Genomic DNA, 20918 nt, shown 5'->3' with positions numbered 1-20918 from the left:
TCCTCCCCCGACTGCTCAGAGTCAGACAGTTTCTCATCATTGCCGACCGATGCGGACAAGTAAATTCCTCCAGTCCGTGCTGCTGTTCGTATTCTCGACGTTAGCCTGGGAGAGCCGGGGCCGGTTCAACCTCGGAATTTCCGAGGTTGAACGTTCACTCTCGCCGCGGCCCTCATCGTTTGGTGACGAAGAAATTGTCGAGGACAAGGCAATCTATGTCGCTGCCGAGGAAACAGGCGATCGCGTCGCCCGGAGTTTCGACGATGGGCTCGCTGTCGTTGAAAGAGGTGTTCAGCAGTCCCGGCACGCCGGTCAGCGCCTCGAATCGGGTGATCAGTTCGTGGAACCGGGGATTCGTCCGCTCGGTCACCGTCTGATACCTGGCGCTGGCGTCGACGTGCGTGGCCGCGGCGAACCGCGGACGCGCGTCGTCGCGCACCTTGCCGTTCACGCACATGTACACCGACCGCGCGGAGGTATCGAGCACCTCCGCCTGCCTGGCCCCGAGGATGGCGGGCGCGAACGGCCGGAACCCCTCGCGGTGCTTCACCACGGAGTTGATCCGGTCCTTCATCTCCGGCCTGCTCGGATCGGCCAGGATGCTCCGGTTGCCCAGTGCACGCGGACCGTACTCCGATCGCCCCTGGAACCAGCCGACCACACCCCCGCCCGCCAAAACGCCTGCGGCCCTGGCACAGACGTCTTCGTCCTCGAGCCAGTCGACCCCGGCCGCCGCCCGGAGGGCGGCCAGCGTCTCGTCACGGGCGTAGCGGCGGCCGGTGTAGATCAGCTCCTCGGTGTCGGGCAGCTTTCCGGTGTGCTGGTGGTAGCCGTACAACGCGGCGCCGATCGCGGTACCGCTGTCACCGGTCGCCCCGTGCAGATAGCAGTCATCGAACGGGCCCTCATCGCGAATGCGCTGGTTGGCAACGGAATTGAGGAATACACCGCCACCGACCGCGAGCGCGTCGCGCTCGCCGCGCCGGTGCAGATCCCGAACGCGCCGCAGCAGCGCCTCCTCCAGCACGGCCTGCACCGCCCTGGCCACATCGGCCTGATGCTTCCACTCCTCCGTCGCGGCGGGTTCGGCCGCGATCAGCAGGCCCAGCTCCGCGCGGGTGACGTCGTCGAACCGCACCCGGCCGATCGGATCGACGTCGATGATCCGGTGGAACTCCTCGACGAGACGCTCGGACCCGTACGGCGCCAGCCCCATCGTCTTTCCCGCGTCGTGCAGGCCGAAGCCGATGCCCTCGGTGACGAAGGAGTACAGCTCGCCGAGCGAGTGCTCGACGAAATCGAAGTTCTGCCAGCTGAAAGGCCGGTCGGCGTGAATTCGGCGGACCCGGTTGGTCTCTCGATGGATCAGCCGCGGCACCCGGTCCTCGTCGGTGACGAAGTAGGAGACGGTCTCCGCCTTCCCGCCCCGCATCGAACCGAACCCGTCCACCACCAGAATCGCCTGCCGCGCCTGCGGCGACAGGTAGCTCACCAGGGCTGCGTGACTGAGGTGGTGATTGATCGATGTGACCGCGGGCAGCGACCGCAGCGCCCCGCGATAGACCAGGTCGTTGGCGATCACGAGGTCGACGTCGTCGAGGGTCGCGCCGATCTCGCGCAGGCAGTAGTCGACCGAACGCAGCCGCATGTCGGAGACGCGCAGGCGTTCCAGGGAGTGGTGTTTGATGCGCGACAGGCGCTCTTCCTCGACCGCGATCCGCACCTGGCCGTCGACAAGGACGCAGGCGCTGAAATCGTGGGTCGAGCCGCCGATACCGAGAACGATCATCGTTCGGATCCGGTCTCGCAGTGGCGCCGCGCCTCGTCCCGCAGCAGCTGCCGCATGGCTCTGACCTCGGGCGCCAACGGCCGATCGATGCCGAGTCGCGGTGTCGCGGTGAGCATTTCCGCCAGCCACGGCCGATCGGCACCCGGCCGGTACTCGGTGATGTGCGCCAGCTGAGCCACGCCGAGCGCGAGTGAGCCGAGCACCAATTCCGAGCGCTCCAGCTGACGGGCCACCCGCAACGCACCCATCAGGGCCATCGGAACGACGTCCTGGTTGTCGAGGTTCGTCGGCACCGGCGTCGTCGTCGCGGGCGCGCTGAGCTGCCTGATCTCGGCCAGGAACGCGGTCGCGGCCAGCTGCACCCCGGCCAGTCCGCTCGTCGCGCCCGGCTGGGCGGCCAGCAGCGGGTGGCGTCCGCCGTTGCTCGCCGGGTTCAGGATCAGCGCGAGCTGACGTTCGGCCATGAAGGCGATCTGGTGCAGCAGCGTCGCGTGCTGATCCGAGACCAGTCCGGCCGTGATCGCGTAGAAGTTGCCCGCGTGAAAGATGCCGTCGGCACTGACGATCGGGTTGTCCGAGCAGCCTGCGCGCTCCCGGCCCAGCATCAGCGCGAACGCGTCGAGGAAGTCGAGCACCGATCCGACGATCTGCGGTGCGCACCGCAGCGAGTAGGGCTCTTGGAGTTGGCGCGCGGAACCGGCATCGCGCGGGTCGGTGATCTGGGCCCTGATCCAGGCGGCGGCCGCGGCATGTCCCGCCGAGCCGCTCCGCGCCTGACCGACCACATCGTGGTAGGCCTCGGTATTGGCGTGGAGCAGGTCGGCGATCAGTCCGGTCAGCGTGGCGGCGATCCAGCACTGCTCGCGCAGCCTGTCCTGATTGCGCAGCGTGGCCGCCAGGCTCGCACTCGTCCCGTTGACGAAAGCCAGCGCCTCCCGCGCGCCCCAGGTGATCGGCTCCAACCCCAGCTGCCGCAATTTGCGGTCCGCGGGCACCTGCGCCGGCGTATCCGAATCGAGGTCCCAGGCGAGGCCGTGCCCGGACATCGCGCTCGCCGCGTGGGCGAGCGGGATGAGATCGCCGCTCGCGCTCACGCTGCCGAGCGACGGCACGACCGGGACGAACCCGGACCGCAGCACGTTGACGATCTCTTCCCAGCGCTCCGGATCGATGCCGGAGTAGCCACGCGTCATCCCACTCAGGCGCAGGTCGAGCATCAACCGCGTGGTCTCGATGTCGAGGTCCTCACCCTGTCCGGCGGACAGGTGCGAGATCAGGCCGAGACCATGTCGGTTCGCGTCGGTGTCGGCGTCGAATTCGGCGAGGGGACCGAAGCCCCTGGAGACACCATAAATCGGTGCTTCGGTATCGAGCGCAGCCGACAGAACTTCGTAGCTGCGCTTCATTCGCTCACGAGCGGTATCATCCAATCCGTAGAATTCCGGGGGACGATTAGATGTCCATTCACCCATTTGGGATGCAACCATGGAGACAAATGTGCACGGCCGGAGAAAACATAGTCAAGGGATGCGGATGAGGGTGGATGACGTTCTGAAATTGCAGCTGAACGGCCACGGGCAGTACGCGAATCACATAAGGTCGGTACCGGTCGATTTCGATATATTGGCGGGCAAACGGGTATGCGTGACCGGTGCGGGCGGATCGATCGGCTCGGCGTTCTGCCGCGCCGTTGCCGTCATGCCCGCCGCCGAGCTGGTCATGCTCGATCGCGACGACTCGGCCCTGCACGCGTTGCAGCTGAGTCTCGCTGACCTGCAATGCATTCCCACGCAGACCTACTACCTGCGTGACATCTGCGACGACGAAGCGATCAGCGAGGTCTTCCATCGCGAACGGCCGGAGGTGGTCGTCCACGCGGCCGCGCTCAAACATGTGCCGCTGCTCGAGCAGCACCCGTCCGAGGCATATCGCGTCAATGTGCTCGGCACCCGGACGGCATTGGCAACGGCCGCGAAATGCGGTACCGAGATCTTTGTGAACGTATCCACCGACAAAGCATCCAACCCGACGTCGGTGCTCGGTATCACCAAACGGCTGAGTGAACGATTGACCTCTCATTTCGGCGCCACCTACAATCGCCGTTTCGCCAATGTCAGATTCGGCAATGTGCTCGGTAGTCGCGGTTCATTTCTGCCGACGTTCATGGAAAAGATCGAGAACAACAAGCCACTGCACGTCACCCATACGGACGTGACCCGATTTCTCATGAGCATGGACGACGCGGTCAAGCTGATCGTGCTCGCGGCCGAGCACGGCCGCAGCGGCGAAACCCTGCTCGCCGATATGGGTGAGCAGGTCCGCATCCTCGATGTCGCGAAGACGCTGATCGACAGCGCGGGCGCGGACCTACCCGTGGAGATCGTCGGGCTGCGACCGGGCGAGAAACTGCACGAGGACTACCTCGACGACTCCGAATCGCCGGTGCGCGACCTGGTGACCAACGGCTTGGTCAGGGTCAGGGTGGAGCCGCTCGACCCGGAGTCGGTGCGGTTCGAGGACTTCCTGCAGGCGAGCGAACTCTGAGAGGCCCGAGCCGATGACCGTCCGGATTGGTGTGCATTTCATTCGGCGCCGCATCCTTCGCGCCGCCGAGAGGTTCGGCGGGCCCGCCGTGCACAGCAGCGTGTTCCGCTGTGCCAGGGGATTCGACGCCGTCAGCGCGGCGCCCGCGTCCGGGGACACCGTGTTCGAGGCGTGGGACGAGCGAGAACCGGCCGACGAGTTCGTCGGCCGGGTCGACGCACTGGTCGGCATCCCGGACATCCGCCTGTTGAACGCGCGGGACCGCGCCCGGCACCGGCCGCCCTATCTCGCGCTCGTCATGGGCGACGCGACGCGCGCGGTCCCCTGGCGCGCGGCGCTCATGCGCCGGTTCCAGTCGAACGACACGCTCGTCTGCAGCTGCTCCGCCGACCGCGAGATCCTGCGGACGTTTCTCGACCCGCCGTGGGAATCCAGCGTCGACGTCGCGCCCATGCCAACGGATTTGGGACTGTTCGTGCCGAAAGAACCAGCGCCCCAGGCACTGACACAGGCGCTCGCCGGCTTCGACCATCGGCGTCCCGTGCTCCTCAGCGCCGAGCGCATGAAACCGGAGAAGGGGGTGCATCACCTCGTCGCGCTCGCCGCCTACCTTCGCGATCACGGCCATCGCCCGGTGCTGGTTTTCCTCCACGGCGCCGAGGGTGCGGCGAAGACCGCGTATCAGGCCGAGCTCGAGGTGTCGCTCGCGACGGCGGGGCTGGCCGACTCCTCGGTCTTCCTGCCGTTCCTCGACGCGGGCGGGCTCGCCGCGGCGTACGCCAGGTCGGCGTTCGTGGTGTCGGCATCCACGATCTACGACAACAACTTCGGCTACGTCCCGATCGAATCGCAGGTCGCGCGAACGCCACCCATCGTCACCGACTGGGGTGGTTACCGCGACAGCGTGCTCGACGGCAGGACCGGCGTGCACATGCCGACCACCGTCGAGTTCGACGGCAGCGTGACCGTCGACTGGCTGCCCGCGGCCCGCGCCGCCGCCGACCTGCTCGCCGACCCGCAGTTGTACGACCGGACCGCCGAGGCCGGGTGGCGGCATGCGCAGGACCGGTTCTCCATCGAGGCGTCGCTGCGGATCTACTCCGCGCTCGCGATGCGAGCCATCGAGCGCGACATCGACGCGGCGCCCGCCTGGCGGATCAACGAGCTCGGGCAGCACGCGATCGATATCGGCTGGACCGACCAGACCGATACCCCCGACCGCACCGGCCGCCAGCGTTGGCGCGACCTCGGGCACGCCGCGCAGTACGACGCCATCCACCAGGTGATCTATGGAAAGTACGCCACCCATTCGAAGGTGATGAGCCAAGCATGACCCAAGACCAGTCCCCCACCGCGGTACTCGACCAGTTCGGCTTCCCCGCGCGGTGGTCGGTACACACCCGGCGCGAGATCCGCAGGGTCGCAAGGGTACTCGACGCGCTGTCCCCGGTGGACCGGATACGCCTCGCCGAGGGCCGCCACGCTGCCGACGTCCTGGTCGGCGATCCAGCCGATCCGGCCTCGGCCACCGCCGCGCCGATCACGAACCGGCGACTCGTGCTCGTCCTGCCCTTTCCCGTCCAGACGGGCGGCATGCGCGTACAGCTCGAACTGGCGAAGATGCTGCGCGACCAAGGCGCCGAGGTGCACGTCCGCCAGGTCCGGGGCGACGACTGCCTGGACGAGAAATACGACCGGTACGGTTTCGCCTCCCGCGCACCGCTGTCCGACCCGCGCGCGCTGGCAGGCGCGCTGCGTGAACTGGCACCGGCGACGCTGCTGGTGGGCTGCTGGATCGACTATTTCGCGGCGCTGGAATCCGGAGCGGGGCCGGTCATCGGGTACTCCGCGGGCGAGCCGACCCTGCGGCGAGACCCCGACGGATTCGACCGCGACTTCATCGATTTCGCGTTCCGCATGCATCAGTTGCCGGTGACGCTGTGGGCAGGCTCCCAGTCCATGGTGAACATCTTCCGACAGCGCTTTCACCGTGCGGCCGCACTCATTTCGGTCCCGATCGCGAGTGCGATGTTCGATCAGGACCGCACTCCGGCGCCGCAGCCGCCGTTCCGTGTCATCGTCGTCGGTCCGGAGCATGTGACGAGCAAGGGCATACCCGCTGCGCTACAGGCGCTTTCGCCGCTGCGCCACGAGGGGGTCCACCTCGTGTGGGTGTCACCGGGGCCGCCATCGGAGCAGCTCGCGTGCCTCGTCGACGAGCTGCGCGTCGGACTGAACGCGACGGAGGTGGCGGCCACGATCGGCTCCTGCCACGCGCTGGTGTTCCCCAGCAGGGTCGAGGGGCTCGGCAATCCCCCATTGGAGGCGATGGCCCTCGGTGTTCCCTCGGTGCTCTGCCCGAACGGCGGCTCGGCGGAATACGCGCTGCCGGAACGGAATTGCTTGCAGGTGCCGTACGCGGACGCCGAAAGCCTGCGCGCCGCGGTACGCAGGCTGCGCGATGATCCGGCACTCGCGGCCCGGCTGCGCACGGCGGGTTTCGACACGGCCGAGCGCTACCGGCCGGAGAATATCCATCGGATCGTCGGCGAGTTCATGGCCGCCAAATTCGAACAGCTGCCGTTCGTTCCACTCGACGGGGCCGACTGACCGCGGCCGGGCGTCCCGTCGCGCCGCGATCGACGTGACGCCCGGACCCGCAGCCCATGCCGAACACCTACAGGCGTTGCCCTGCCGTCCGATCCCGTCGATCTCTGCCGTCGACTTCACGCAGCGCATAGGTGGCCACCGTCACGGCGGCCCGAGCGCAGCCGAGAATTCCACTCGCCGTGGATGATTCGGGTCGGTTGAGCAACGCGAGCGCGTCCATGGCACAGCGCACGAGGTGGGTCGCCGCCGAGGCGAGCGGATCGTCGACCGGGGCGGCGGTCAGCTCCTCGTATGCGGCACGGAGCAGATTCTCGGCCTCCGTGAAAGAACCCGCGGGCATATCCTCACCCCTTGGGCGCGGTCAGATCGTTCACCTCGTTGGCCACCCGGAGGAGATCCTCCCGGTCCAGCGTCGGGAAGATCGGCAGCGCGAACATCGTGCCCGAGACCGCATCCGTCACGGGCAGATCGACGGCTGCCCGCAAAGGTTCGAGGCGGTGACAGGGCACCGGATAGTAGGCGCCGGTCCCCACCTGCCGGTTCGCGAGCTCCTCGCGCACCAGGTCCCGATCGACGCCGTCGGGCACTCGAACGCTGTACTGATGGAAGACATGCTCCGCATGCGGGCTCACCGAGGGAACATGCACACTCGTCAGTTCCGCCGAATATTGCCCGGCAATTCCGCGTCGCCGTTCGTTCCACCCGGCCAGGCTTTTCAATTGCACCCTGCCGATTGCGGCGGCGGCCTCGGTCATTCGATTGTTGAAGCCGACGATCTCGTGATCGTAGGCTTTTCGAGCGCCCTGATTGCGCAGCAATCTCGCCTTTTCCACCAGGGCACTGTCGCCGGAAACGATCATTCCGCCCTCACCCGTGGTCATATTCTTCGTCGGATAGAAGCTGAAGGCGCCGAATGTGCCGAAACTACCGACCGGGCGGCCACGCCAGGTCGCACCGTGCGCCTGACAGGCATCCTCGAACAATGCGATACCCGCCCCCTCGGCCAGCGAGACGAATTCATCCATATCGGCCGGATGACCGAACAGGTGCACCACCATGATCGCCGCGGTGCGCGGGCCGATCAGCGCGCGCACCGATTCGGGGGAAGCGCAGTAGGTCTTCTCATCGATATCGCAATAGACCGGTTGAGCACCCGTCAGTCGCACCGCGTTGGCGGTACCCGCATAGGTGAACGATGGCACGATGACCTCGTCACCAGGGCCGATTCCGGCGGCGAGCAGGCCGAGATGGAGCGCGCTCGTGCCGGAGTTGACGGCGACACAACCGCGGTCGGCGACAACCGCCCGGGAGAATTCGTCCTCGAACGCTTTCACCTCCTCCCCCTGCACGAGCTTGCCGCCGCGAAGTACTCGATCCACCGCACGGCGCTCTTCCGCACCGATCGTCACCAGGGTCTGCGGAACAGGTTTGATCATCTCGCTCCTCCATTTGTGAATAATTGATGGATAGATAAGGATTTCATCTCATGTCATTCTCTAAGCCGCCATTCCGAATCCGGTTCGCGCAGCCAATCATGGGAGAACCGGAGCTGCAAGCCGTACAACGAGTGCTGTCGTCCGGGTTCCTCACCAACGGACCCGAGACGGCGGCATTCGAGGCAGAATTCGCGCGAGCGCACGCGGTGCCGCACGCCGTGGCATTCGCGAACGGAACGGTCGCGTTGACCGCGATGCTGCTCGCACACGGAATAGGGCCCGGCGATGAGGTCATCGTGCCCTCGTTCACTTTTCTTTCGACGGCGACCGCCGTCGTCCATGCCGGAGCACGCCCGGTGTTCGCGGACGTACACACCGACATCATGAACATCGACGCCGATCACGTCGCCGCGCTGATCACCGCGCGGACCAGGGCGGTCATCGCGGTGCACTACGCGGGCCAGGCCGCCGATATGGACGAGCTGCGCGCGGTGACCGACCGTGCCGGGATCCTCCTGCTCGAGGACGCGGCCGAGGCGCACGGCGCGAGCTATCGCGGCCGTCCCGTCGGCGGTCTGGCCGACGGCGCCATGTTCAGCTTCACCCCGACGAAGAACATCACCACCGGCGAGGGCGGCATGGTGACCACCAACGACCCGGACTACGCCCGGCGCATGCGGCAACTGCGCAACCACGGTGTCGCCGAGGAGGGCAGCGCCCGAACCGCGATCGGCTACAACTGGCGAATCACGGAGATGCAGGCCGCGATCGGGCGGGTGCAGCTGACCAGGCTCAGCGGCATCATCGAACGCAAACAGGCCAACGCGCAGGTTCTGGCCGCCGCACTGCGCGACGCCGATGTCCTGTTTCCGCCCAACCGCCCCGACCGGACAGCGACCTACATGCTGCTGACCCTGCGATCGACCGCCCGCCGCGACGCGATCGTGCATGGTCTGCGCGAGCGCGGCATCGAGGCGCGCGTGTACTTCCCGCCCGCACACCTGGATACGGTGTTCGCCGCGGACCAGGTCACCCTGCCGCGTACCGAACAGATCGCGAGCACGGTCTTCTCCATCCCGTGCCATCCCGCGCTGACCGGCGACGACCTGGCGCAGATCGCGAAGGAGATCACCACGCTCGCCCCGCGCGGCGAAAACTGAGGTCAGGCAGGCAATTCCGCGGCGGCGTACTCCAGGCAGACGAAACCGTCGGCGCACGAGACCACCGCCGCCTGTTTCGTCTCCGCGACCACCGCGCCGATGTCACCGGCGGGCAGGCCGTCCGGCAACAGATACGCGTTGCGCACCTGCCTGCCGCGGAAGGTCGGCAGCTGGAAACCGGGAAAGGTCATGGCCAGGCATTCGGCGCGCACCACCGCGGCGGGCCTGGCGAAATCGGTGATCTCGGCGCGCGTGAAGTCCACATCCGCACGCCGATGCGCGGGTTCGCCGGGGTCCTGCTGCGCCCGCGCCGTGTAGCTCCCCTCGATCAGGATTCGGGCCTGTTCGGTAAGCATCTCGAACGCGTGATCATGGAACATCTCGAACAGGTCACCCGCGGAGGCGAATTCGGGCAGCGGGAACTCCCGCGCCGCGATGATCGGCCCCGCGTCCACCCCCTTGGTCAACTCGTGCAACGTCACACCGACCGTGTGCTCCCTGCCCGCGATCGGCCAGTAGCAGGGCAGGCTGCCGCGGTGGCGCGGCAGCAACGCGAAATGGAGGTTGACCGCCCGCGCTCCCCCGAGGTCCGCGATCCGGATGACCGACGGATACTGCAGGGACACCAGCAGATCCGCGGCATCCAGGCCGGCCGCGCCGACGCTGTCGTGCGTCGGCCAGCCATTGGCCAGGGCCGCACGGCGCAGCGAGGGCCGCCAGCCGTCCTTGCCGTCGTCGTCGGCCGACGGCACACACACGAGTTCCGCGCTGGCACAAGTCATTTGCGAAAGCACGCTGAACAAGTGGGCTCCACGAACAGCAAGCCGTCCACGGCCCGCGATGACAATCTTCATTGTGCGCCTTTGTCTTTCAGTGTCGATGATTGATCACTTGCGGCGTTTTCTCCCCGGATGGAACGATACAACAACGAAATCCCGGGGATAGCAAACGCATAGGAGACCCGTCTATGGTTGGGACGCTGACTGCCGAGCAAATCGAGTCGTATGAGCGAAATGGGTTGCTGATCCTCGAAAATGTGGTGTCGCAGGAAGCACGCGACGGAGTCGCCGAGCTCTTCCGGAGAATCGTCGACGAATACGCGCGCGAATTGTTCGACAGCGGCGAGCTCTCGCGGTTGTACGACGAATTGCCGTTCGAGTGGCGCTGGGCGGCGATCCGGGCGGAGGTTCCGGCATCCAGGCCGATCGTGTGGCGGCGCATACTCATCGACCCCGCGGTATATCGACTGTGGTTCGAGCCGGGTCTGCTCGGCGCGGCGCAGTCGATTCTCGGTCCGGAGATCCGCGCCTACCACCTGTTCAACGGCAGGCCGCGCGAACCGCACGATCCGAGCCAGACCATCGACTGGCATCAGGACGCCTTCAATTGCGACGACTGGAATGCCGAGGACAGCCGAATACTGACCTGCTGGATCCCGCTGGTACCCGTCGATGCCGAATCCGGTTGTCTCGCGGTCGTACCGGGCTCGCATAGGCAGGGCGTACTGCCGAAGCACACCGACGAATTCGGGATAACCACGATACGCGACGCGGCCGAATTCACCGCGGAACCGTTATCGGTACCACTGCGACCGGGCGACGCGCTGATATTCAACGAACTCGTCCTGCATCGCTCACTCGACAACGTCTCCGATCGGGTCCGCTGGAGCGTCGATATCCGGTTCTCCGCGAACGAACCCGCGCACCAGACCAAGGCGCCGGGCGGCTTCCGCGTGCGCGCCGACCACGAGCCACCGGAGACATTCGCGGAGTGGGCGGCCAAGTGGGATCGCAAGACCGGCGTCATGCGACGCCATCTCCGGCGACTGGATCTCTACGCGAGCACGCTCAGCCCACAGGAACGACGAGACGTCCGAAGCTACTGACGCCATGATGATTTCACGCACGCACGCCGAGCCCGCAGCCGCGCCGGAGCGCCTCTTCCTCGGCATCATGACCGGACCGCACGATCCGTCGGCCGCCATCGTCCGCGACGGGCGAGTGCTCGCGCTCGCCGACGAGGAACGCTTCATTCGCCACAAGCACGCGTTCGGCATCTACCCGATCAACGCGATCCGGTACTGCCTCGAGGCGGCGAAGGCCGACCTGTCCGATGTCCACCGGATCGCAATGCCCTGGGACGTAACGGGGTACACCGACGGCCGGATCGCCGGCTTCTACCGGCGCATGAACGAGATCTGGCCGGTCGACACCGCGACGCAGCACTGGCAGCGCAAGCAGTTGTCCACGTTCAACAGCGACAGCCTGTACGAACTGCACCGGCGCGAACTCGGCCGCGCGTTCGGCGTCGGCACCATTCCCGAGATCGCCGGAACCGGACACCATTTCACGCACGCGTTCCAGGCTGCGCACGAAAGCCCGTACACCGACGCGGTTGTCCTCGCCCTCGACGGCTCCGGTGACACGCACACCGGAACCGTCTGGCTGAAGACAGGCGCGACGCTCGAGCTGATTCGCGAGATCGAGATCCCGCATTCGCTGGGCTGGTTCTACGCCGCGATCACCGAGTATCTCGGATTCGACTCCTCCGACGGCGAATACAAGGTGATGGGCCTCGCCTCGCACGGCAGGCCGGATCCAGGGCTCGACGCGCTGATCGGTGTGGTGCTGTCAGCGGCGGACAACGGCATCGACTACCGCGTGGCGCCCGAGTACATCCACTACGGGCAGCACACGTACTCGGGGCGGTTCACCGATCGGCTCGCCGAGTTGTTCGGGCGCCCACCGAGATCCCGCATGGCGCCGGTCGAATCATGGCATCAGGATCTGGCGCTCGCCGCACAGACCGCGACGGAGCGGGCGGCGGCCCGGCTCGTGTCGTGGGCCGTGCGGGAAACCGGGGTCACCGAGGTGTGCCTCGGCGGCGGCGTCGCGATGAACGTGAAGATGAACGCGGCGATCGCCATGCTGCCGGAGGTGGACGGCGTATTCGCCCATCCGGGATGCGCGGACAACGGCGCGGCGGCAGGGGCCGCGCTGGTCGCCTGCCATGCCGACTCCGGGACCTTGCCGAAACCATTGGGCTCCATGGCACTCGGCCCCGCCTACTCGACGGCCACGATCGAGAGCACGCTGCGCGCCGTGCGCGCGCAGTTCGAGTTCATCGACGACCCGGCGCCGATGATCGCGCGCGAGCTCGCACGCGGTGCGGTCATCGGCTGGTTCCACGGGCGAATGGAGGCCGGGGCAAGGGCACTCGGGCACCGGAGCATCCTCGCCGATCCGCGGACACCGCAGATGCGCGACCGGGTCAACGCGGTGATCAAGCACCGCGAGTCGTGGCGACCGTTCGCACCCTCGGTCCCGGAAGAGTACGCCGACGAGTACACCGATCACACCGGTGATGCCCGGTTCATGATGATGGCCTTCACCGCGAACGAGCGCCTGCGCACCGACGCACCCGCCGTTGTCCACGTCGACGGGACATCCAGGGTGCACCGCGTCGTCCAGGCCGACAACCCCGGCTTCCACCGCCTGATCACCGAGTTCGGCGAGCTGACCGGTGTACCCGTGCTGCTCAATACGTCGTTCAATGTCGCGGGCGAACCGATAGTCCGCACCCCGCTCGATGCGCTGCGCACCTTTCACGCCTCGGGCATGGACATCCTCGTCATGGAGAATTTCGTGATACGCAAATCCGCGACAGGTCAGCAGTGAACACGCGAGATCCGTTGTCGGGGGACATGTTTCGCGACCAACCCGAGTGCTACCCTTCCGGCATGCCGAAAATACTTGTCACGGGAATGTCGGGGACGGGGAAGTCGACAGTTCTGGAAAAGCTCGGTGAGCGCGGCCACCGGGTTGTGGATACCGATACCGACGAGTGGTGCCGATGGGTCACGGAGGAGGACGGCTCGACCGACTGGATTTGGCGCGAGGAGGCGATCGCGAAATTGCTGGCGGACCATGAACAGGGAATGCTGTTCGTCTCCGGCTGCAAGTCGAATCAGGCCGACTTCTACGATTCGTTCGATCATGTGGTCCTGCTGAGCGCACCCGTTGACGTGATGCTCAGCCGTATTGCGAGCCGCACCAACAATCCCTACGGCAAGAGCGATCAGGAACGACAGATGATTCTCGAGCATCAGCGGTTCATCGAGCCGCTGCTGCGTAAGAGCGCCACTGTCGAAATAGTTACCACGGCACCTGTCGACGACGTCGTGCGCGAACTCGAAAAACTTTCCGCCGGTTGAGTTATGGACGAGCGGCTGGTCGAATTTCGAGGTTCACGCTCGGTGGTGGCACCCGCTACCTGCGCGCAACGGCAGCTGTGGGAGGCGATCCGGCGACAGCTGCCGGATTCCGCCTTCTTCAATCAGATCTACCGCGTCGGCCTCTCGATGACACCGACGCTGACCGATGTCCTCGCTGCCCTTTCGGCAACGGTCGGTGCGCACGAGTCGCTGCGCACCGTATTCGTCTCCGATGCGGCAGGGACGCTGTCCCAGTGCGTATCCCGGTCGGGTTCGTTCACGGTGCATACGGCATCGACCGGGCCGGACCGGGAGCCCGGCGCGGTCTTTCGCGAGTGGGAAGCGCGGATGGAACGGACCGGCTACCGGTTCGACGTGGATCTCCCCTTCCGTGCCCTCGTGGTGCTGGACAACGAGGTTCCGGTGCTGGTGGCCTTTTGCATATCCCATCTCGCGGCGGACCTGATGTCGCTTCGGGTACTGGCCGACGAACTGATCGCCAGGCTCAACGGCCATGCGGTGCAAGCGAGTTCGCGACAACCGATCGAGCACGCGGAATTCGAGCGCTCCGACAGGGGGCAGCGCCTGCTCGCCCGGTCGCTGGCCTACTGGCAACGCCAACTGGCCGACGCGCCCGCGCCGGCGCTTCCCGCACAGCGGTCGGGTCGATGCGCGACTCTCGCGATGGACTCGCGCGCCGCCGCGCTGGCGTTGTCGACGCTGGCCGCGCGGTACGAGATCAGCTCCGGGGCAGTGCTACTCGCCGCAGCGGCCCGGCTGCTCGGACGTCGAGCGGGGGTGTCGCGAGTCGCCTTCAGACTGCTCGTGTCCAACCGGTTCACACCCGATCTGCGTCACGCGGTGGCCAACCTGCAACAGGAGGTTCCCGCCACGATCGATATCGGGTCGCCGTCGTTCGCGGTGGTCGCGCGGGCGGCCGCCAAGTCCTCGATGGCGGCCTACCCGCGCTGTCACTACGACCCCGGCCTGGTCGAGGAGCTGATGCGGCGATCGCACGCCGAGGACGCGTTTCCCGCCTGCTTCAACGATATTCGGCAATCACGCGGCGGCCCGATCGCCGATGCCGACGAGATATGCGCCGCGCTGGACCACACCGTTGTGGCCCCGCACAGCTTTCGAGAAGCCGAACCGTTCTTTCTGATGGTCGACGGCGATGGCGCCGAGTGGATTCGCATCCTGCTGTCCACCGATACCGCCGCGATGCCGCCGCCCGATGCGCGCCGATTCCTGATGGACCTGGAACAGTTGCTCGTTCAGGAATCATGCACCGCGCAGGGTTAGCGCCGAGTCATGCTCGGCGCGCGCCGACGATCCGCAGATCACCCGCGACCCGTCCCTGGCTCGGCGGCTCCGCGCAGTGCGCGTCGTCCGCGAATCGCTGAGCCGCACCGGTGCCACACTGGCGGGCTTCGAGCCGCCGAGCGAACTGCTGCCATGCCTGGGCACACCGGCGGGCGGCCTCGGCAACCGAGGCGGTCGAGTGCGTCGGCACGTTCTCGATGAGCCGCTCCCAGGACTGCGCGCCCATCATCTGACTGTGCAGCAGGCGCAGAATGGTCCTGCCCTCCTCGTTGAACCGGAGCGCGGGATCGCGTGCGAGCACGTCGAACTTGGCCTTCCAGTCCGGGGCCAGCGTCAGCGCGTCACTCAGATCCGGTGGCATATCGGCAGCGCTGTGCCGCTCCGCGGCGGTGTTGTGACGGCATGCCTGACCGCGACGCTGCTCGGGGACCGGATTCTCACCCCGCCGAAGGCGTTCGCGCACATCGCGCGCGGTATTCAGTGAGATTCCCGCTTCCGCAGCCACCTCACGCAGCGGAGCATCCGCCTTCTCGGTGAACAGCGCGCTGGCGCGCATACGCCCTTCGGTCGGGTTGAGCGGTCTGCGGCGACCGTCCCTGCCGATCCGATAGTTCACCGCGGGATGGTCCGCGGTGGTCGCTCGGCGCATGGCCGCGACGGTCTTGTCCGAAAGGCCGGCGAGCGCGGCGATCGCCTGGTCCGACCACTCGGGATGTCCCGCCAGGATTCGCGCGGCCGCCGCGGTGCGGTCGGCCGCGGACAGCGGGAGTCCGTGTGCCGCGTTCAGTCGCACCGCGAGAACGAACGCATCCTCGTCGCTGCCATCGAAGTAGCGGACCTCGATGTGCTCGCGCCCCCTGAGGACAGCCGCCTCCCAGCGATGCATACCGTCGATGACCCGCATGGTCGATCGATGGACGACGATCGGAGGCAGCGGTACCTGCACCTCCGACAGCAACTGAGCGTGGTCGAGATCCACACCGCCGCACCGCGGCGAATCCGATTCCCGCAGTGCGGCGATCGGTACTCGTTGCACGAGATCTTCTGGCTCCAAGCGTTGTTCACCCAGCACTGTCGCACATAGGGCAGGATCTCCGTTCCCCGCGAATGGTGTCATAGCTTTCCCTCCAAAGTTGTGACCTAAAGATTCCGCCCGGAACAGACTCTCGATGGTTCGGCCGCAAAGATCAACTCGGGCAAAACCGACACTGAACGAATCTCGATCGGCGACGCGGACGGGGTACCGTATCGACGCACGCGAGTCCCCTTACCGACCACGTTGCGTCTCAACCGCGATCTGTACGTCGGTGTCCTTCAATGGTTTTCGCCCCTGACCCGTTCGTGTCTCGGGCGCTGAGCGAGAGCGAGTTCCCATGACGGCGGATGTCACCGGCCGGCGGGCGCCGGCCGAATTCGGTGGTGCCGATACGGAGCTCCGGGGGCGTGGCTCCCAGCAGATCCACGAACCGGTGGGCAACGGCCTGACCCGGATCTGGGACCTGCACGAGGTGATCGTCGACACCAACACCCCGTTCCAGCACATGGTGATCGCCCGGACCGACCAGGGCATCAGCCTGTTCTCCGACGACGACCGCCAATCCACCGAGTTCTCCCAGCTGACCTACCACGAGGCGATGATGGTCCCCGCCTTCGTGGCGGCCGAGAAACTCGACAAGGTACTGATCATCGGTTCCGGTGAAGGAGTGGCCAGCCAGATGTCGGTCGCCGCCGGCGCGACCCACGTCGACCACGTCGACATCGACCAGCTCGAAGTCGAACTCTGCGCCGAGCACCTGCCCTACGGCTACACCAGCGACGAGCTCGTGCTCGCCGTCAAGCACGAGGGCCCGATCAAGGTGCACTACGCCGACGGCTGGGACTTCCTGGCCAACGCGGCCGAAGCGGGCACCCGCTACGACGTCATCGTGATCGACCTGCCCGACGAACGAGTCGAGGAAGCACAGCACAACCGCCTCTACGAAGCGGAATTCCTCGCACGCTGTCGCGAGCTGCTCGCACCCGGCGGCGTACTCAGCGCCCAGGCCGGTTGCGCCACCATGTGGCGCAACGAAACCCTCAAACGGTCCTGGGAACGCTTCCACGACCAGTTCGGCACCGTCGTGCTCTACACCAGCGACGAGCACGAGTGGTCGTTCCTGTTCGGCCTCAACGAGAAGATCGACAATCCCCTACCTGCTATGACCGACCGACTGACCACCCTGCCCTTCCACCCTGAAACCGTCGACGACCGCGCACTGATCCGCGGCGCGATCGAACCGCTTGCGCTACGCAGGCGTCCCGAACCACCACTGGACAACCACCATACCGAACTCGTCGCCCGATCAGACTCGCTTGTCTGACCACACCGGGGAGGCAATAGTGCAGCAGCAGAAGCGCTCTCGATTCGGCCCCGCCGCGGCCCTCGCCGCGGCGACACTGGTCACCACGTCCGTTCTCGCGGGATGCGCGACGGGCCGGGACGAGGCCGCCGGTCAGGTGCGCAACATCATCTATCTGCTCGGCGACGGCATGGGCCGAAGTCATATCACCGCGGCACGGGAACGCTTCTACGGCGCGAGCGGACGATTGACCATGGAACGGCTGCCGCACATCGGCGCGGTCTCGACCTACGCGGTGGAACCGAACAGCGCGCAGCCGGTGCTGGTCACCGACTCGGCGTCGGCGGCGACCGCGTGGTCGAGCGGTGTGAAGACCTACAACGCCGCGATCGGTGTCGACGCGTACGGCACATCGGTGCCCACCCTCATGGAGCAGGCCAAGGCCGCCGGATTCGCCACCGGCAACGTGACCACCGCCGAGGTCACCGACGCCACCCCCGCCGCCATGTACAGCCATGCACTGCTGCGCAGCTGCCAGGGTCCGGTGTTCTCCGAATCATCCTGCCTGCCGAAGAAAGCCGACGGCGGCTACGCGGCGGCCCCGGACGACAAAACCGTGACGACGCCGATCGCCAGGCAGATCGCCCGCACCGCCACCGCCGACGTCATCTTCGGCGGCGGCCTGTCCCGGTTCACCCCCGACGATCAGAAGCTGTTGCAGGACAACGGTTATACGGTCCTCGGTAGCATGGGCGACCCGGCCGTGTCCGTGCAGACCGCCGCCGGTCAGCGCACCGCCACCAGGCAGGACCTGGGTACCATCTCCGGCGACAAGGTGGTCGGCTTGTTCAACCGCGGCAACATGACCGTCGAGCACGCCAAGTCCGCGCTGCCCGACACCGCGCCACAGCGTCAAGAGCCCTCCCTCACCGAGATGACCGTCGCGGCCATCGATCTGCTGTCGAAAGCCAAGGGCAGCAAGGGATTCCTGCTACAGGTCGAGGGCGCGCAGATCGACAAGCGCTCGCACACCAACGAAGCCGCACAGGCGCTCGGCGAGCTCAAAGCGTTCGACGATGCCGTTGCCGCGGCCGTGGACTTCGCCCGGCGCGACGGGCACACCCTGGTGATCGTCACCGCCGACCACGAAGGCGGCGGCCTCGGCATCGTCGAGCCCGGGAACTTCACCAACGCCGAATCCGCTTCCCCACCACCGAATGTCGACCGCGGTAACCCCGCGAACAACGGTATCCCGTTGCGCGACAAGGAACAGCTGCTCGACCCCGACCGCTCCCGCGGTCCACTCAACGCGCCGCAGGCGGACCCGCGAACCTTCGCCCCCGCGACGCTGCGCACCCCGGACGATCCGGCGGCCACAGCCGACGGTTCCCCGGACGCCAGCCTATGGCTGGCGTATCTCTACGGCGACCACACCGGCGCCGATGTCCAGATCTACAGCTTCGGCCCGGGTTCCGAGGCGTTCGCCACCACCCAGGACAACACCGAGCTCTACACGAAAATGCATGCGGCACTGTTACGGTCGTCGCGCTGACCTTTATGCCATCCCGGCAGCGACCGCGCTGATCAGAGCGTCGCCAGTGTATGCGCGACCGCCGATCCCCCAGCCCCCATCGGGAGCATTGACGATGTTCACCCAGGTGTCGGCGCGGTTGTGTCCGGGATTGGTGAGTGCGTCGACGATGTCGGTGGCAGCCGTGACGAACGTGGCCCGGCTCTGCGTATCGGGGAGGCCGATATTGGGCAGCTTCAGCTCGACCATGACGATCCGCCTGTTCACTCCCCCCGCGTAGATGGCGTGAGGTGGCAGCAGATGCACTGTCCCGCCGATGATTCCAGTAAAGAACGCATTCCCGGTGCCGCCACTGATATCGAGCAGTGCCGCAGTGAGCCGGGGCAGAATCTCGCGCTCACCGGACTCCGTGAAAGTACCGGTCGGCGCGGTAACAGTGATGGGCATGGGGCCTCCTCGATCAGTCGCTAGTACGTACGTACTACCGGTCATCAGTGTGCAGTAGGATGGGCGTACTAGTCAACGTCTCGGAGGAACCCATGGCGGCAGATACGCGAGCCCGGATGATCGACGCCGCCATCGACGCGCTTCGCACGAAGGGTGTGGCCGGCATGTCGTTCACCGAGGTGCTCGACACCAGCGGAGCGGCGCGTGGCGCGATCTACCATCATTTCCCAGGCGGCAAAGCAGAGCTCGTCGCCGAAGCCGCGACACAAAACGGCCGCGACGTGTGCGGACATCTGGCGCAGCTGTCCGCCGACGATCCATCGACGGTGGTCGAGGTCTTCCTCGCTTCGGTGCGACCCGTGGTCGGCGCCTCGGCCGAGGGTGCGGGCTGCGCGGTCGCCGCTGTCACCGTCGACCCGGACAGCGGAACGCTGCGCGACGTGGCGTCGGGCGTCTTCGACTCGTGGACAACAACTCTCGCGCAGCGGCTGACCTCGGCAGGCATGGACCATGCCGCCGCGGACGACCTGGCGACGACCCTGATCACCCTACTTCAGGGCGCACATGTTCTCTGCCGCGCGCACGGCAGCCTCGCACCGTTCGATCGAGTAGCCCGCACCGCAACTGATTTGATCCGACATCGATACCCCGCAGTCGATGAGCATTCGCGTCGTTGAGCTTCGAAGCGACGTGTGAGTGCTTTGCCCGGCCGTCCTCACGACCGCATCGGGCAGCCCTTGGTGGCCGAGCACCACGCGTTCGCGTCCAGGGTGCGCAGGTCACCCTCGGCCGGAATCCACGCGCCCGACTGCCAGTTGGCTTCCTCGCGATGTATGCGGCTGACCCATTGGCAGCGCGTACGCGTCGCCAGATTGCCCGCCGATTCATCGATTTCGACGGTGCCCAGCGTGGCGACCAGATACCAACTCGCGTCTCGGTCCGTGGCCGGAAGACGGTCGCATACCTGCTCGGCCGCCATCTCCAGGTCGGCCGCGACGACCGCCCCGGCCTGCGCGGGCCCTGCCGCATCACTGTCGACACGGACCGCCGTCACCGTCCACTGCCTGCACACCTCGCTGCCGTCGCGAGGTAAGCAGGCGGCAAAATTCCGTAGCTCGTCGTCGCCGACAACACTTCTCCTCGGCCTCTGCGACATCACACCCACCCGCCTTCAGAAACTCTCGCAACTGATTTGAATGAATTAAATGCTATCAATCCTAACCAAATCTGTTGGCGCGTTGGATGTTTCGGCAAAAATGCAGCTGAGAGGTCGCTCACAACTCCCCGATCGCAACGATGAACGCGCACGGTTGCGATCGCGGCGACCAGGCAGCACCGGGCGCGGGCGCGGCTCGGCGTTCGCACGGCCGCCAGGGATTCCGTTGCGCGCCTGCGTATCTCACCTCCGCACGAAGAACCCTCGGTTTTTGGCAAGTTCGTCATCACATGGTAGACAGGTTGCAGCATCATTTTTGGTGAACAGGTTGATTTTTCGACAGCTCGGCATTTCGGTTGAACGAATTCAC

At 66.4% G+C, this 20918-nt stretch carries 19 protein-coding genes; 11 read left to right on the top strand and 8 right to left on the bottom strand.

The window, feature by feature from the left end; all coding sequences use genetic code 11:
* Positions 1-172: 172 nt before the first annotated feature.
* Both ACIG5A_RS02690 and ACIG5A_RS02685 read right to left on the bottom strand, forming a co-directional pair.
* Positions 173-1789, bottom strand: a complete 1617-nt coding sequence (locus tag ACIG5A_RS02690) for a carbamoyltransferase (RefSeq protein WP_397236943.1) — start codon at positions 1787-1789, stop codon at positions 173-175.
* A complete protein-coding gene (locus tag ACIG5A_RS02685; RefSeq protein WP_397238787.1) occupies positions 1786-3261 on the bottom strand; it encodes an aromatic amino acid ammonia-lyase in 1476 nt (491 codons plus the stop codon). Before ACIG5A_RS02685 ends, ACIG5A_RS02690 begins: the two co-directional genes overlap by 4 nt.
* A 67-nt stretch (positions 3262-3328) precedes the next feature.
* On the opposite strand from ACIG5A_RS02685, the gene ACIG5A_RS02680 reads away from it, so the two are divergent.
* The 3 genes from ACIG5A_RS02680 to ACIG5A_RS02670 are packed head-to-tail and all read left to right on the top strand — an operon-like array spanning position 3329 to position 6943.
* Positions 3329-4333 (top strand): polysaccharide biosynthesis protein, encoded by a 1005-nt coding sequence (locus ACIG5A_RS02680; protein WP_397236941.1) that lies wholly within the window; start codon positions 3329-3331, stop codon positions 4331-4333.
* Positions 4334-4346: 13 nt separating this feature from the next.
* Complete coding sequence (locus tag ACIG5A_RS02675) at positions 4347-5666, top strand: glycosyltransferase (RefSeq protein WP_397236939.1); 1320 nt, start codon at positions 4347-4349, stop codon at positions 5664-5666.
* Positions 5663-6943 carry a glycosyltransferase family 4 protein gene (locus tag ACIG5A_RS02670; RefSeq protein WP_397236937.1) on the top strand — a complete coding sequence of 427 codons (1281 nt, stop codon included), beginning with the start codon at positions 5663-5665 and terminating at the stop codon, positions 6941-6943. Before ACIG5A_RS02675 ends, ACIG5A_RS02670 begins: the two co-directional genes overlap by 4 nt.
* Positions 6944-7010: 67 nt before the next feature.
* On the opposite strand, the gene ACIG5A_RS02665 is transcribed toward ACIG5A_RS02670, so the two are convergent.
* Both ACIG5A_RS02665 and ACIG5A_RS02660 read right to left on the bottom strand, forming a co-directional pair.
* A complete protein-coding gene (locus ACIG5A_RS02665; protein WP_397236935.1) occupies positions 7011-7283 on the bottom strand; it encodes a hypothetical protein in 273 nt (90 codons plus the stop codon).
* 4 nt (positions 7284-7287) lie between these two features.
* On the bottom strand, positions 7288-8379 hold the full coding sequence (locus tag ACIG5A_RS02660) for a DegT/DnrJ/EryC1/StrS family aminotransferase (protein ID WP_397236933.1): 1092 nt from the start codon (positions 8377-8379) through the stop codon (positions 7288-7290).
* A 98-nt stretch (positions 8380-8477) separates the two neighbouring features.
* Between ACIG5A_RS02660 and ACIG5A_RS02655 the strand changes: the two genes are divergently transcribed.
* Positions 8478-9539 carry a DegT/DnrJ/EryC1/StrS family aminotransferase gene (locus tag ACIG5A_RS02655; protein ID WP_397236931.1) on the top strand — a complete coding sequence of 354 codons (1062 nt, stop codon included), beginning with the start codon at positions 8478-8480 and terminating at the stop codon, positions 9537-9539.
* A 2-nt stretch (positions 9540-9541) separates the two neighbouring features.
* Here the strand turns inward: ACIG5A_RS02655 and ACIG5A_RS02650 are convergent, their stop codons facing one another.
* Positions 9542-10321 carry a formyltransferase family protein gene (locus ACIG5A_RS02650; RefSeq protein WP_397236929.1) on the bottom strand — a complete coding sequence of 260 codons (780 nt, stop codon included), beginning with the start codon at positions 10319-10321 and terminating at the stop codon, positions 9542-9544.
* Positions 10322-10506: 185 nt separating this feature from the next.
* Here ACIG5A_RS02650 and ACIG5A_RS02645 point away from each other — a divergent pair, with 185 nt between their 5' ends.
* The 4 genes from ACIG5A_RS02645 to ACIG5A_RS02630 are packed head-to-tail and all read left to right on the top strand — an operon-like array spanning position 10507 to position 15054.
* On the top strand, positions 10507-11424 hold the full coding sequence (locus tag ACIG5A_RS02645; protein WP_397236927.1) for a phytanoyl-CoA dioxygenase family protein: 918 nt from the start codon (positions 10507-10509) through the stop codon (positions 11422-11424).
* A 4-nt stretch (positions 11425-11428) separates the two neighbouring features.
* On the top strand, positions 11429-13216 hold the full coding sequence (locus tag ACIG5A_RS02640) for a carbamoyltransferase (RefSeq protein WP_397236925.1): 1788 nt from the start codon (positions 11429-11431) through the stop codon (positions 13214-13216).
* Positions 13213-13752 carry an AAA family ATPase gene (locus ACIG5A_RS02635; RefSeq protein WP_397236923.1) on the top strand — a complete coding sequence of 180 codons (540 nt, stop codon included), beginning with the start codon at positions 13213-13215 and terminating at the stop codon, positions 13750-13752. The genes ACIG5A_RS02640 and ACIG5A_RS02635 overlap by 4 nt, the downstream gene beginning before the upstream one ends.
* A gap of 42 nt (positions 13753-13794) precedes the next feature.
* Positions 13795-15054 (top strand): condensation domain-containing protein, encoded by a 1260-nt coding sequence (locus ACIG5A_RS02630; RefSeq protein WP_397236921.1) that lies wholly within the window; start codon positions 13795-13797, stop codon positions 15052-15054.
* A gap of 7 nt (positions 15055-15061) precedes the next feature.
* Here the strand turns inward: ACIG5A_RS02630 and ACIG5A_RS02625 are convergent, their stop codons facing one another.
* Positions 15062-16111, bottom strand: a complete 1050-nt coding sequence (locus ACIG5A_RS02625; RefSeq protein ID WP_397236919.1) for a ParB/RepB/Spo0J family partition protein — start codon at positions 16109-16111, stop codon at positions 15062-15064.
* A 337-nt stretch (positions 16112-16448) separates the two neighbouring features.
* Here ACIG5A_RS02625 and ACIG5A_RS02620 point away from each other — a divergent pair, with 337 nt between their 5' ends.
* Positions 16449-17435: a spermidine synthase gene (locus ACIG5A_RS02620; RefSeq protein ID WP_397236917.1), complete on the top strand. Its 987-nt coding sequence runs from the start codon at positions 16449-16451 to the stop codon at positions 17433-17435.
* A 19-nt stretch (positions 17436-17454) separates the two neighbouring features.
* Complete coding sequence (locus tag ACIG5A_RS02615; protein ID WP_397236915.1) at positions 17455-18966, top strand: alkaline phosphatase; 1512 nt, start codon at positions 17455-17457, stop codon at positions 18964-18966.
* Positions 18967-18969: 3 nt separating this feature from the next.
* Here the strand turns inward: ACIG5A_RS02615 and ACIG5A_RS02610 are convergent, their stop codons facing one another.
* Positions 18970-19392: a 4-oxalocrotonate tautomerase family protein gene (locus ACIG5A_RS02610; protein WP_397236913.1), complete on the bottom strand. Its 423-nt coding sequence runs from the start codon at positions 19390-19392 to the stop codon at positions 18970-18972.
* Positions 19393-19484: 92 nt separating this feature from the next.
* On the opposite strand from ACIG5A_RS02610, the gene ACIG5A_RS02605 reads away from it, so the two are divergent.
* Entirely contained in the window at positions 19485-20069 is a 585-nt protein-coding gene (locus tag ACIG5A_RS02605) for a TetR/AcrR family transcriptional regulator (RefSeq protein WP_397236911.1), read from the top strand.
* Positions 20070-20107: 38 nt separating this feature from the next.
* Here ACIG5A_RS02605 and ACIG5A_RS02600 read toward each other — a convergent pair whose 3' ends face one another.
* The gene (locus ACIG5A_RS02600) at positions 20108-20551 is read right to left on the bottom strand and encodes a hypothetical protein (RefSeq protein ID WP_397236909.1); all 444 of its coding nucleotides are present in this window, start codon (positions 20549-20551) and stop codon (positions 20108-20110) included.
* Positions 20552-20918: the final 367 nt, after the last annotated feature.

The sequence above is a fragment of the Nocardia sp. NPDC052566 genome (genome assembly GCF_044547285.1).
Classification (GTDB): domain Bacteria; phylum Actinomycetota; class Actinomycetes; order Mycobacteriales; family Mycobacteriaceae; genus Nocardia.
Note: the sequence above shows the minus strand (reverse complement) of the source record. Positions and strands in the feature narration are given on the sequence as shown.